At 44.3% G+C, this 13,858-nt stretch carries 8 protein-coding genes and 1 CRISPR repeat array (1 of these 9 running past the window's edge); of the genes, 7 read left to right on the top strand and 1 reads right to left on the bottom strand.

The window, feature by feature from the left end:
* Positions 1–260: 260 nt before the first annotated feature.
* Positions 261–809: a DUF6944 family repetitive protein gene (locus tag AVZ68_RS11875; RefSeq protein WP_059104783.1), complete on the bottom strand. Its 549-nt coding sequence runs from the start codon at positions 807–809 to the stop codon at positions 261–263.
* Positions 810–1,211: 402 nt separating this feature from the next.
* On the opposite strand from AVZ68_RS11875, the gene AVZ68_RS11870 reads away from it, so the two are divergent.
* The 7 genes from AVZ68_RS11870 (at position 1,212) to cas2 (ending at position 9,261) form a co-directional block, all read left to right on the top strand.
* A complete protein-coding gene (locus AVZ68_RS11870; RefSeq protein WP_059104782.1) occupies positions 1,212–3,617 on the top strand; it encodes a CRISPR-associated helicase/endonuclease Cas3 in 2,406 nt (801 codons plus the stop codon).
* Positions 3,618–3,804: 187 nt separating this feature from the next.
* Positions 3,805–4,518, top strand: a complete 714-nt coding sequence (gene cas5c / locus AVZ68_RS11865; RefSeq protein ID WP_059104781.1) for a type I-C CRISPR-associated protein Cas5c — start codon at positions 3,805–3,807, stop codon at positions 4,516–4,518.
* A complete protein-coding gene (gene cas8c, locus AVZ68_RS11860) occupies positions 4,519–6,447 on the top strand; it encodes a type I-C CRISPR-associated protein Cas8c/Csd1 (protein ID WP_059104780.1) in 1,929 nt (642 codons plus the stop codon). It begins immediately after the preceding gene.
* Entirely contained in the window at positions 6,422–7,285 is an 864-nt protein-coding gene (gene cas7c / locus AVZ68_RS11855; protein WP_059104779.1) for a type I-C CRISPR-associated protein Cas7/Csd2, read from the top strand. Before cas8c ends, cas7c begins: the two co-directional genes overlap by 26 nt.
* Entirely contained in the window at positions 7,275–7,934 is a 660-nt protein-coding gene (cas4, locus tag AVZ68_RS11850) for a CRISPR-associated protein Cas4 (protein WP_059104778.1), read from the top strand. Before cas7c ends, cas4 begins: the two co-directional genes overlap by 11 nt.
* Positions 7,931–8,962, top strand: coding sequence for a type I-C CRISPR-associated endonuclease Cas1c (gene cas1c, locus AVZ68_RS11845; RefSeq protein ID WP_059104777.1), 1,032 nt, complete (start codon positions 7,931–7,933; stop codon positions 8,960–8,962). Before cas4 ends, cas1c begins: the two co-directional genes overlap by 4 nt.
* Before the next feature lie 8 nt (positions 8,963–8,970).
* Positions 8,971–9,261, top strand: coding sequence for a CRISPR-associated endonuclease Cas2 (gene cas2 / locus AVZ68_RS11840; RefSeq protein ID WP_059104776.1), 291 nt, complete (start codon positions 8,971–8,973; stop codon positions 9,259–9,261).
* 171 nt (positions 9,262–9,432) lie between these two features.
* A CRISPR array of direct repeats spans positions 9,433–13,858; the repeat unit is 32 nt; unit sequence GTCGCACTCCTTGTGAGTGCGTGGATTGAAAT; it runs 922 nt beyond the window's last position.

Raw genomic sequence — 13,858 nt, 5'->3', positions numbered from 1 at the left:
GGAAAAGGAAGGGTTTATTAGGAGGGTTCATAGGCGCATAAATCTCTCACAGGCTCAGACAAAGAAGAAACACGAACTGCGGGAAAAACAGTTCGTGTTTCTGCGGGAAATAAATAGTAAGGCTGTTTCAGTGTAGCAGAAAATGTGTGGAAAAACAAGTGAATCAATGCCGATGTTTACGGGAAATAGGTGGCAGTGGTTTCCTTGAGGTAGTTAAGACTCTGTGCCCGATCTTTAGCAGGACGAACACTGCAAGTAAGTTACTCACCTAGGCTAAACTCTATGCTGACACCCAGCCCAGTAAGAACAGAGCCAATTGCATGAAGCCAAGCTCCAATCGTATTCATCCGTTCTCTGTCCACTCCTCTAAGTTGATTAATTCCAGCTAAGGCTTGCATGGAATTCCCAATGATTTCAAGCAAGGGTCCATAAATATAATAAAACGATTCCCTTGTCGGTTCTTCACTTAAGGCGTGTGATAGAGACAAGCCTTCACCTACCACTTGAACAAGGTTCCCTTTCGCGTCTAACTGCACCTGAATGTTTTCATCAGCCTCCATTATAACCCCTACCACATTCGGCAAGTGGCCAGCCGATTCAATATAATTGCCGAGTTTATCTAAAGAAGGTGGCTCCACGTTGTCTCCGAGCAAAGCCATCCCTAGCGCTTGCAGAACATTTCCTTCAAAATCAAGGTCGGAAAGCAGCTCTGAATCACGGGAGACGGATGGTGAGTTTCCAATGGCAGAAATGACGGCGCCGATGGCTTGTGTCCACGCCCCAAAAAGAGCTTTCGCTTGATTGTCCAACTGGTACACCGCCTACTTGTTTGATCTATTTTTCCTATTTTATTCAAATGGAGAGCGATTCGTTTCCGTTCTGCACGGAATATTTTGTTGATGAGGAGTTACATTAAGGCGAATTGAAAGAATCCATTTCTTCTGTATAGTGACGTAGACCTATGTACATATGTACAACTGTTAGGGTTCCAATGTGAGTTGTAATAAAGGATACGTTCAAAAGGAGGGCAAGCAAAGAGGAAAGGGGTTTTGCTTCGTTGAAGGGGAACGGAGAAAGACGCTACTGTTGTTTTTTCTGGCATCGTTTAACAATTACAGTTAAAAAGTACTAAAAACATGGTTGTAATCCTACCATTATCACGATACTATTAACTGAAAGTAGAATTTCCATAGAGAACGGGAGGCGTAGGTATGCAATCCATTGCACATATCCGTGAAAGCGATAAAGAGATTCAAACAGTCAAAGAACATCTACTAGGAGTAAAAGGTTTGGCCGAGTCATACGGGAAAAAGCTGGGGATTCAGCATATTACTGGTCTGGCCGGTCTGCTTCATGACGTAGGAAAGTATACCTACGAGTTTCGTGACTATATTGAAAGGGCTGTCTTCCACCCGGAATTGGCTCCTAGACGGGGAAGCGTCGATCATTCAACTGCTGGGGGAAGGGTCTTATACAATTTGTATCACAAGGACACAACAGATCCGTTTCAAAAAATACTAGCCGAAATTGTAGGGAATGCCATCATCTCTCATCACTCCTATCTTCAGGACTTCATTGCTCCTGATTTAGAATCGAATTACTTAAAAAGAGTTAGGGATAAGGAATTGTGCGAGTTTACGACATCCATGGATTGCTTTTTTCGTTATGTTATGGGAGAAGATGAGTTCTATGAGTATGTGGGTCAAGCACTGGTTGAATTAAAAGAATTTATGGACAAGACACCTAGGCAAATGATGTTTCTTACAAAATATATTTTCAGTGCTTTAATCGATGCGGATCGCACGGATACAAGACGTTTTGAGGAGGATAAGACCGAAGAGGAGCTTGTTGATAGCCCTTTATTTGAATCTTATTACGGAAAGTTGATGGACAAGCTTCGTACATACAAAAAAGATGAGCGATCGAACCACCCGATAAATGTATTGCGAGCTGATATGTCGGAACAGTGTGATCGATTTGCAGAAAACCCTTCAGGAATTTATACATTATCGATTCCAACAGGCGGTGGCAAAACTTTAGCAAGCTTACGCTATGCACTGAAACATGCACAGCTGCATCGAAAACAACGCATTATTTACGTGGTACCTTTTACAACGATCATTGAGCAAAACGCGAAGGACGTCCGTGATATTTTGCAGGATGATATTCATGTGTTAGAGCATCATTCCAATGTCATTGAAAACGAGCGTGATGAAGACGAAGATGAAGACGGGGTTATAACGAAAAAGCAGAAACTGAAGCTTGCCCGTGATAACTGGGACAGCCCGATTATTTTTACAACCATGGTACAGTTCTTAAACGTGTTTTACGCAAAAGGAAATCGGAATACGCGGCGTCTTCACAATTTGAGCAATGCGGTGCTTATTTTTGATGAAGTCCAAAAGGTGCCAGTGAACTGTATCTCACTTTTTAATGAAGCCTTGAATTTCCTGAAAAATGATGCCCGTTCAAGTGTTCTGCTTTGTACGGCGACACAGCCTGCTTTAGATTATGTGAATCATAGACTCGAGATTAATCCTGAAGGAGAGATTATTGACCAGCTTGATGATGTAATGGATCAATTTAAAAGAGTGGAAATTATTGATGAAACCACATCTCCAATGACAAATGAACAGCTTGCAGAGTGGATTCTTGAAAAAGTTGCGGATGATCAGCAAAGCTTACTTGCTATTTTAAATACGAAAACCGTTGTTAAAGATTTATATGAGCGATTAAAAGGTGAAAATTTACCCACGTATCACTTAAGCACATCGATGTGTGCAACGCACCGCAAGCGGCATTTAAGGGAAATGAAAGATTTGCTAAAAGCGAACATTCCATTCATTTGCGTTACCAGCCAGTTAATTGAAGCCGGTGTCGACGTCAGTTTTGATTGTGTTGTTCGTTCGTTAGCTGGACTTGATTCCATTGCTCAAGCAGCTGGCCGCTGCAACCGTCATGGCGAGCATGAGCTGAAAAACGTGTATGTAATTGATCATGCCGAGGAGAAGCTGGACAAGCTGAAAGAGATTAAAGAAGGGAAAGCGTTGTCTAAGAAAATTTTGATTGATATTAAAAACGACCCAAATGAATACGGTGGGCATTTATTGTCTCGAGAAGCTATGGAGTTTTATTTTAAACGTTTTTACCACACCTTCAAGGAAGATTTGAATTATCCCATTTTAAAATTAGGGGATAAAAAGATGACTGACCTTTTGTTCTACTCTTTAAAGAATGGGTACACCAAGGACTACGTAAAAGAAAATGAAACAGGAACGCTAGAGCTTATGAATACGAATAGCTACAGGACAGCCGCCGATCATTTTCACGTCATTGATGATAGTACGATACCAGTGCTCGTCCCTTATAAAGAAGGGAAAAACCTGATTGCCGAGCTGAATAGCGCTGCTCATATCGAGGATTTAACAAAGCTGCTGCAAAAAGCGCAACAATATACAGTCAATCTGTACCCGCATGAATTTAATAAGCTCACTAGTGAGAAAGGTGTGGAAGCTCACCTAGATGGACTCGTTTATGAGCTGAAAGAAGGTTGGTATAGTAACGAGTATGGGGTTGATTTGGGGGGAGAGAGTGAGTTAGAGATAGAATTGTATTAAAAACTCTATCTTTTTTCAAAATAGGTTCCTCAATTGAAGTAGGTTTCCACATTTTTTTTAATCCGCGTTGAGTAGCCATACTGTTAGTTCAACATGGCGGGATGCATTATCAAGTGTGAAAATAAAAAAGGTGGTGTCCAAGTTAGCTAATAGATGCTGAGCTACACTTTATCAAGGAGGTGAGAACATGAAAAATGCTATAGAGTTTCAAGTACATGGCAAATATGCGCTGTTTACAGATCCTCTCACAAAGATCGGTGGGGAGAAGCTTACATACAATGTCCCAACCTACCAAGCTTTGAAAGGGATTGTTGAATCAATTTACTGGAAACCGACGTTACTTTTTATTATTGATGAACTACGAGTGATGAAACCGATCCAGATGGAGTCGAAGGGCGTCCGTCCAATTCACTACAATGGTGGGAACACCCTTGCGAATTACACGTACTTGAAGGATGTATGTTACCAAGTGCGGGCTCATTTTGATTTTAACTTTAATCGTCCAGACATGGCGTTCGACCGTAGCGAAGGGAAGCATTTCAGTATTATGCACCGATCGTTAAAAGCGGGAGGGCGACGAGATATTTTTCTTGGAACCCGTGAATGTCAGGCTTATGTGGAGCCATGCACGTTTGGCGAGGGAGACGGCTTTTATGACAATTATGAAGGGGAACTGCATTTCGGGACGATGGTTCATGGCATCAATTATCCCGATGAGACAGGCAGAAACGAGCTTGAGGTCCGTTTATGGAACCCAGTCATGGAGAAGGGCATTATTAAGTTTCTACGACCGGAGGAGTGTACAGTTGTCCGTGAAGTTCAAGAAATGACGCCGAAGCATTTTGATGAAAACAATGTTGAATCGGTTGAATCATTGGCTCGTCAATTAGGAGGTGAATAAATGAGTTGGTTGCTTCAATTATATGAAACCTATGAAGCGAATATAGACCAAGTCGGTAAGGTCACGAGTAAGGAAAATAACCGTGAATATACGCTGTTGCCGATTTCACATACAACACAATACGCTCATATTGAGGTAACGGTAACTGAAGATGGAAAGTTTCATTCAGCGCGAGTGCTTGGCGAAAAAGGAGTATCCACTCTTATACCTTGTACAAATGAATCAGGTAGCAGATCAAGCAATGTAATGCCACACCCTTTACATGATAAGTTACCTTACGTCTCTGGTGATTTTATTAAATTTGGTGGGGAAATTAAAAAAGATGAACCATTCGCTTTATACATCGCCCAACTAAATGATTGGGCACATTCTCCTCACGCTACCCCAAAAGTTAAAAGCGTTTACACCTATCTTGAGAAAGGGCGGTTAATTGAAGATTTAGTCACAGCGAACATCCTTTATCTTGATGAAAACCAAAAGATAATAGAAAAATGGGATAGAAAATATGAAGCGTTGTATGGCGCAAAGCCACCAATTTTTTCAGCCGTCACTGGCGGGCAAGAGGGCGCGTTTGTTCGTTTTAATGTTTATTCGCCAAATAAGGTGTTAACGGATGTGTGGGAAGACAAAGACCTGTATGACTCGTTTATTGCTTTTTACAAAGCCCAACTGGTGGACGAGGAATTATGCTATGTATCAGGGAAATTAATGCCTAGGACAGAGATTCATGCTAAGGGAATCAGGTATGCAGGAGATAATGCAAAAATAATATCTTCAAACGTTGATAAAGGTTTCACGTATACAGGTCGTTTTAAAACAAGTAACGAGGCAGCAAGCATCAGCTACGAAGTTTCGCAAAAAGCACACAACGCTTTAAAGTGGCTCATTCATCGTCAAGGAAAAATGCTTGATAAGCGCGTGTTTCTCGTTTGGGGAATTGAAGGTGAATCCTTACCAGAGCCGAGTGGGGCTGCTTTTGACTTTTGGAAGCAGGAGGAGCGAAAAGTTGAAAAGAAAGCAGACACAAAATTAATACAAGCCAAAGAAGTTGCCAAACTCATCGATGGATATCGTGGGAAATCATTTAAAGCCCATGTAAACATTTTAATCCTGGATTCCGCCACCACTGGGCGAATGAGTGTTCTGTACTATCGTCACATGAACAAAGAGCTTTACTTAGACCGATTAAGTAACTGGCACCAAAAAACATGTGTTTGGAGGCACAGTTATCACAAAAACGACGGACAAGTAGTGGAATTTGTCGGAGCTCCAGCTACCAAAGATATTGCGTTTGCTGCATACAGTCCGCGTGCCAGTGACAAGGTTGTCAAAGGACTAATGGAACGGATGCTTCCATGTGTGGTCGATGAACGAGACATTCCAAAAGATATTGTCAGAAGTGCGGTACAGCGCGCGTCAAACCCTGTGTCAATGGAGAAAGGGGAATGGAAAAAAACATTAAGCATTGCCTGTTCGCTAGTAAACGAAAAGGGGGAAGATGGTGTGGCACTGAATCATGAGAGTAACGATCGAGATTATTTGTTTGGAAGGTTGTTGGCCATCGCCTATGTGCTTGAAAAATGGGCTCTCAAAGAACAAGAGGAAAAACGCGACACGAATGCGGAGCGCTACATGGTCAGCTTTTCAAATAAGCCAAAGAGAACATGGAAAACGATTCATGATAGTTTACTTCCGTACAAAGCGCGATTGGGTGGACGTGCAAACAAGCTTCACAACCTAATGATGGAAGTAACGGATAAATTCCAAACAGGAGAATTTAATGATGAAAAATTATCCGGAACCTATCTGTTAGGATTCTCTAGCCAGGTCATAGCACTAGATAATACAAAAAGTAGTAAAAATGCTGAAGAAATTCAAACGAATGAGAGCGGGGAAGAAAATAATGCCAACATTAGACCACAAAATTGATTTTGCAGTCGTACTATCCGCAACAAAGGCCAATCCAAATGGTGATCCATTAAACGGGAATCGGCCACGTCAAAATTATGACGGGCTTGGGGAAATTTCAGATGTCGCGCTAAAGAGAAAGATTCGCAATCGCTTACAAGACCTAGGAGAGTCCGTTTTCGTGCAATCCGATGATCGTAAAACAGATAGCTATAGAAGTTTACGAGAACGAGTTGATGCGAATGAAGAACTTGATACTATACTTAAGGAAAAAAACCCCTCAAGTGATGAATTTGCCCAGATTGCATGCCGTGAGTGGATTGATGTAAGAAGCTTTGGTCAGGTCTTTGCTTTTAAAGGGAAAGGGAAAGGATCTGGAGTGTCCGTAGGTGTACGAGGTCCGGTTTCTGTTCAAACCGCAACGAGCATGGACCCGATCGACATTACAAGCATGCAGATTACCAAAAGCGTCAATTCTGTAACAGGGGATACAAGAGGCTCCGATACAATGGGAATGAAGCACCGTGTTGATTTTGGCGTCTATGTATTTTATGGAAGCATTAATACGCAGCTAGCAGAGAAAACTGGCTTTACCAATGAGGACGCGGATAAAATCAAACAAGCGCTCTTCACTCTGTTTGAGAATGACGCCTCTTCGGCCCGTCCAGACGGCAGTATGGAAGTACATAAAGTCTACTGGTGGGAGCATACATCTAAGCTTGGGCAGTATTCGTCTGCGAAAGTGCATCGTTCATTAGACATCACGTCAAAAACGGATACACCTAAAAGTTTTGATGATTACGCTACGGAATTGAGTGAATTAGAAGGGTTATCAGTGGAAATCATCGATGGCCAATGACGAAGAAGATCACTACCTGATGCTGTCTGGCCTTCAGCATTTCCAATTTTGCCGCCGCCAGTGGGCACTAATCCACATTGAGCAGCAGTGGGAAGAAAATGTGAAAACCATCGAAGGTCAGCATCTTCATCAAAAAGCGGATCAGCCGTTTATTCGCGAAAAACGAGGCAGCAAACTTACAGTTCGAGCAATGCCCATTCAATCAAGAGAACTTAGGTTAAGTGGCATTTGTGATGTCGTGGAATTTGTTCAAGATGAAAAAGGCGTTGAAATTAACGGAGGAGAAGGCAAATACTTGGCTTCTCCTGTTGAATACAAAAGAGGGAAGCCAAAAAAGAATGACGCAGACTTAGTACAATTAACTGCTCAAGCGATGTGTTTGGAGGAGATGCTGCTCTGCGAGATTGAAACAGGCTATATGTACTATAATGAAATTAAGCACCGAGTAGAAGTGCCCCTAACGCAAGATTTAAAAAGCAAAGTAAGGGCAATCGCCAAAGAAATGCATCACTATTATGTGAAGCGGCACACGCCCAAAGTAAAAACAGGCTCTTTTTGCAAGAGCTGTTCCCTTCAGCATATTTGCTTGCCAAAGCTAATGAATAAGCGCTCTGTGAAAAGCTATATCGACGGGAAGGTTAAGGAATGAAAAAGCTACTCAATACTTTATTTGTGACTCAGACAGACGTGTATTTATCTTTAGACGGCGATAATATTGTGTTGCTCAAAGAGAAAGAGAAGTTAGGAAGGGTTCCTCTTCATAATCTGGAATCTGTCATGAGTTTTGGCTACACTGGGGCTAGTCCTGCGTTGATGGGGTATTGCGCAGAACGCAACATTTCTCTTGTGTTCCTTACAAAAAGTGGCCGTTTTCTTGCCCGTGTCATCGGCGAAAGCAGAGGAAATGTCGTTCTGCGAAAAACGCAGTACCGAATCGCTGAAGATGAACACGCTGCTACTCTTGTTGCGAGAAATTTTATTACAGGCAAGGTTTTTAACAATAAGTGGGTCGTTGAAAGGCTGACCAGAGATCACGCACTAAGAGTCGACGTTGATCGATGCAAGGAAGTCTCGGCCCAGCTCTCTGAGATTCTGAAAGAAATTCGAAGCTGCGAATCATTAGAAAGCCTGAGAGGCTGGGAGGGACAAGCAGCCATTACCTATAACAAGGTATTTAATAACATGATCCTTCAGCAAAAAGAAGGTTTCTCATTCAAAATGCGGTCACGCCGACCGCCTCTTGATCCCGTTAATGCGATGCTGTCTTTCGCCTACACATTGCTTGCAAATGACATGGCAGCGGCATTAGAAGCGGTAGGGCTTGATGCTTACGTTGGATTCTTACACCGCGATCGCCCGGGTAGAGCGTCACTCGCACTAGATGTTATGGAAGAATTACGTGGCATTTACGCTGACAAATTTGTGCTGGGACTTATTAATAAAAAAGTGGTGAACAAAAACGATTTCCTAAAAAAAGAGAACGGTGCAGTATTGTTTACGGATGAGGCGAGGAAGAAGTTTTTAACAGCCTGGCAATCAAGGAAACAAGAAAAAATCACTCATCCTTATTTAGGTGAAAAAATAGCCTGGGGCTTGGTCCCTTATACTCAAGCGTTGTTGCTTGCTCGCTTTTTACGCGGCGACTTAGATGAATATCCGCCATTTTTATGGAAGTAGGTGAACGGATGCTTGTATTAATTACGTATGATGTCAGTACAACCAGTACTGGGGGAACGAAGCGGCTCCGTAAAGTAGCAAAAGCGTGCCAAAATTATGGGCAACGAGTACAAAACTCTGTGTTTGAATGCATTGTGGATGCTGCGCAATTTACAACGCTTAAAATTGAACTTGCGAACCTAATCAATGAAGAGCAAGACAGCCTGCGTTTTTATCAACTAGGGAATAATTATAAAACGAAAGTCGAGCACATCGGTGTGAAGGAATCGATTGATCTGGATGAGCCGTTAATTTTTTAGCGGGTGCGAAGGTAAAGCGCACATGAAAAAGCAGGGAGGTTCGCACCTCATTTTTTGGGTTTTTATGGTATTTGTCTGACATTTAGATGAGTATAACCTGAATTTTTGAAGAAATAGTGGCGATTTTAACAAAAAAGGGTAGATGATCCCCTTTTTTTAGGAGAAATCGCTGTCGCACTCCTTGTGAGTGCGTGGATTGAAATAGCCTGGCATCCTACTAACGGCAGAGGATCAGGAGTCGCACTCCTTGTGAGTGCGTGGATTGAAATAAACGGAATATCAAACACCTTTTGATTGCCTCGGGTGTCGCACTCCTTGTGAGTGCGTGGATTGAAATAACGTACGGATCTTCCGAGCGCCGTCGAGGCCGAGTCGCACTCCTTGTGAGTGCGTGGATTGAAATACCCAACTTTTGGCCGTTCCGGGGCGCGTGGAACGTCGCACTCCTTGTGAGTGCGTGGATTGAAATACCTTCCCGGTGCAATTTGGCATCGAGGGAGATGTGGTCGCACTCCTTGTGAGTGCGTGGATTGAAATAGCGCAACCAAAGGGGTAATTGCTTAGCACATGGTCGCACTCCTTGTGAGTGCGTGGATTGAAATATGATTGCCCTCAGTCAAACGAAGAAAGAGAAACGTCGCACTCCTTGTGAGTGCGTGGATTGAAATCAAGACGGGACAACACGCATTTTCAACGCGGTATCGTCGCACTCCTTGTGAGTGCGTGGATTGAAATTACCAGCGCGGATTAGCGGGAAATTGTCACGCTCGTCGCACTCCTTGTGAGTGCGTGGATTGAAATTTTCCTTTTAAACCTAGCTCGTTCGTGAAATCGGGTCGCACTCCTTGTGAGTGCGTGGATTGAAATTTCTCCAAGTTTCCAAGCATAACATCGGGTGATTCGTCGCACTCCTTGTGAGTGCGTGGATTGAAATATGGCACCAAGTACTGGCTTGACTCTACGCTGTGTCGCACTCCTTGTGAGTGCGTGGATTGAAATTCTGTAGTAGTCATCAAGCCACGAGACAAAAGAGTGTCGCACTCCTTGTGAGTGCGTGGATTGAAATCGTCAGCCCCGGACAGACGATCGGCCTTGTCGGTTGTCGCACTCCTTGTGAGTGCGTGGATTGAAATCTCCAGCCGATTGCGCCATTAATTACAGGTATAGGTCGCACTCCTTGTGAGTGCGTGGATTGAAATAACGATGTCGAGCATGGTTTCTTTAGCAAGAAATGTCGCACTCCTTGTGAGTGCGTGGATTGAAATAACAACACGTACGGTTTGAGTGGTAGTGCAAAAAGGTCGCACTCCTTGTGAGTGCGTGGATTGAAATTCCGTGTCCCTTGACGTTGTTTACACCGATGCCAAGTCGCACTCCTTGTGAGTGCGTGGATTGAAATGCCACAACAACAACCTACCGCGTCAATGAGTGGCGTCGCACTCCTTGTGAGTGCGTGGATTGAAATTGCGATGTAGCCGCAACAAGAGCACCGTTGAGACGTCGCACTCCTTGTGAGTGCGTGGATTGAAATGATCGGACTCCTTACGATTAGATCACGTCTCACGTCGCACTCCTTGTGAGTGCGTGGATTGAAATAACAGTGTGACAGGTAACGAGCGCCAGTACCAAGCCGTCGCACTCCTTGTGAGTGCGTGGATTGAAATCGCACATCCTCTTGTTTGATTCCTTTGCGCTCCAGTCGCACTCCTTGTGAGTGCGTGGATTGAAATACAGAAGCTCTCCCTCAGTTTATTGAGCAAGGGACGCGTCGCACTCCTTGTGAGTGCGTGGATTGAAATTAAGTAAAAATCCACGCTCATTTCTGCCATGCGCTGGTCGCACTCCTTGTGAGTGCGTGGATTGAAATTTAAAACTGCTGTTCCGTATATAGTTCCTCCCACGTCGCACTCCTTGTGAGTGCGTGGATTGAAATAGGAAACATCACCGTCACTTCAGCTTTCCACAAAAGTCGCACTCCTTGTGAGTGCGTGGATTGAAATTTTTTAGCCCGTCTGACATTCGTTGTGGCATGCCGTCGCACTCCTTGTGAGTGCGTGGATTGAAATGATTCCTCAAACACGCCGCCCAGTAGGTTTTCGGTCGCACTCCTTGTGAGTGCGTGGATTGAAATATTGCTTAATCAGCCCCCTTATGTGTGGTTTAAGTCGCACTCCTTGTGAGTGCGTGGATTGAAATAGCCTATCAACCACATTAGACTCCTTTAATGGGGTCGCACTCCTTGTGAGTGCGTGGATTGAAATATGGGATGGTTGAAAGCATTAAACAAGAGCGAGACGTCGCACTCCTTGTGAGTGCGTGGATTGAAATCACGGAAGGTGGACACACGATGCCGGAGCCGCAAGTCGCACTCCTTGTGAGTGCGTGGATTGAAATTAATCGTTCCCCGTCAATCACAGCTTGGCGTAGCAGTCGCACTCCTTGTGAGTGCGTGGATTGAAATTTACGAGCGTGGCATTGATCGAATCGTTACGAAGTCGCACTCCTTGTGAGTGCGTGGATTGAAATAAAAATACGGCTTTGGCTATAGCGACAAAATGGAAAGTCGCACTCCTTGTGAGTGCGTGGATTGAAATGACAGCCTCTTTGGTTTTCTTTTTATCCAACTCAGGTCGCACTCCTTGTGAGTGCGTGGATTGAAATTCCCTTTAAGCATATAAGCGCTTGATTCGACGATGTCGCACTCCTTGTGAGTGCGTGGATTGAAATAACTGGTGTCGTCCTCGGTCTTCGTATGGTCGCCGGTCGCACTCCTTGTGAGTGCGTGGATTGAAATAGCAATCCTGCTTGCGTGAGTTCCAGACGCGACGTCGCACTCCTTGTGAGTGCGTGGATTGAAATACAAAGGCTCGGCCGATCTATACGGCAAACAGGAGCGTCGCACTCCTTGTGAGTGCGTGGATTGAAATCTAAGTAGTTTTGACACGGTATCAACCCCTTCTGTCGCACTCCTTGTGAGTGCGTGGATTGAAATATATCAGCAAATGCATACTTCGCAATCTGTTTTAACGTCGCACTCCTTGTGAGTGCGTGGATTGAAATATATCAGCAAATGCATACTTCGCAATCTGTTTTAACGTCGCACTCCTTGTGAGTGCGTGGATTGAAATATATCAGCAAATGCATACTTCGCAATCTGTTTTAACGTCGCACTCCTTGTGAGTGCGTGGATTGAAATTTCAGATTTTCGACGTAGGAACGATGATAATCCTCGTCGCACTCCTTGTGAGTGCGTGGATTGAAATAAATAGGAGTTGAATGATAATGGATTTTAAAGTTGTCGCACTCCTTGTGAGTGCGTGGATTGAAATTCCATCTTTGCGTACGTTTGTACATGGATGCCCAGTGTCGCACTCCTTGTGAGTGCGTGGATTGAAATTAGCATCCGATCCCGGTTTACTGATATGAAAAATCGTCGCACTCCTTGTGAGTGCGTGGATTGAAATACGTTCCCGGTGCAGTTTGGCATCGAGGGCGACGGTCGCACTCCTTGTGAGTGCGTGGATTGAAATCACAATCCCCCCTTCGCCTTGCCAGTTATGAGAGGTCGCACTCCTTGTGAGTGCGTGGATTGAAATTTGGTAAGAGCAAGCGCAAGGTGAGAAGTCGCTGATGTCGCACTCCTTGTGAGTGCGTGGATTGAAATACCTCCAGGTTCTTCCGCTCCTCCATCATCGGTGGAGTCGCACTCCTTGTGAGTGCGTGGATTGAAATACACCTCTCACTTTTTCTACTAAAAATCCAAACAGTCGCACTCCTTGTGAGTGCGTGGATTGAAATGCCTAGGTCTTGGCGAATAAATGTATCCTCCACGTCGCACTCCTTGTGAGTGCGTGGATTGAAATATTTTGGGTTCCTCCCGGGAGCCGCCTGTGGTACGTCGCACTCCTTGTGAGTGCGTGGATTGAAATACCAGCGTATATACTCAGGAGTGGTTCACCGATTCGTCGCACTCCTTGTGAGTGCGTGGATTGAAATTTCAATGTCTCTGTCTAGTTGTAGGATCTCCGCGTCGCACTCCTTGTGAGTGCGTGGATTGAAATCGAAAAATTGGATCAATCGATTCATTGGTCCGAGGTCGCACTCCTTGTGAGTGCGTGGATTGAAATTGAAGAGTGTCCCACTCGTTTTGAAGCCGTTTCGCGTCGCACTCCTTGTGAGTGCGTGGATTGAAATCGACACGTTTCGCGGCATTATACACAATCTCAGAGAGTCGCACTCCTTGTGAGTGCGTGGATTGAAATGTCATGCAAAATCAGTTGCTCCAAGGCCAAGACCGTCGCACTCCTTGTGAGTGCGTGGATTGAAATATCTGGGAAGTAATAAAACGTCAGTCGTTTGGAGTCGCACTCCTTGTGAGTGCGTGGATTGAAATAAAGAGCGTCAGGGTCGATGGCAAGGGAGGTGTCCGTCGCACTCCTTGTGAGTGCGTGGATTGAAATTTTGATGTACTGCGCTTCCCGCTTTAAAAGGCGGCGTCGCACTCCTTGTGAGTGCGTGGATTGAAATCCCTATGCCCATCATTACTCGAGAAGGACTATTGTCGCACTCCTTGTGAGTGCGTGGATTGAAATTTATC

Origin of the sequence: Shouchella shacheensis (assembly GCF_001484965.1) — a bacterium.
Classification (GTDB): domain Bacteria; phylum Bacillota; class Bacilli; order Bacillales; family Bacillaceae_D; genus Shouchella; species Shouchella shacheensis.
This window is presented reverse-complemented; position numbering and strand designations above follow the sequence as displayed.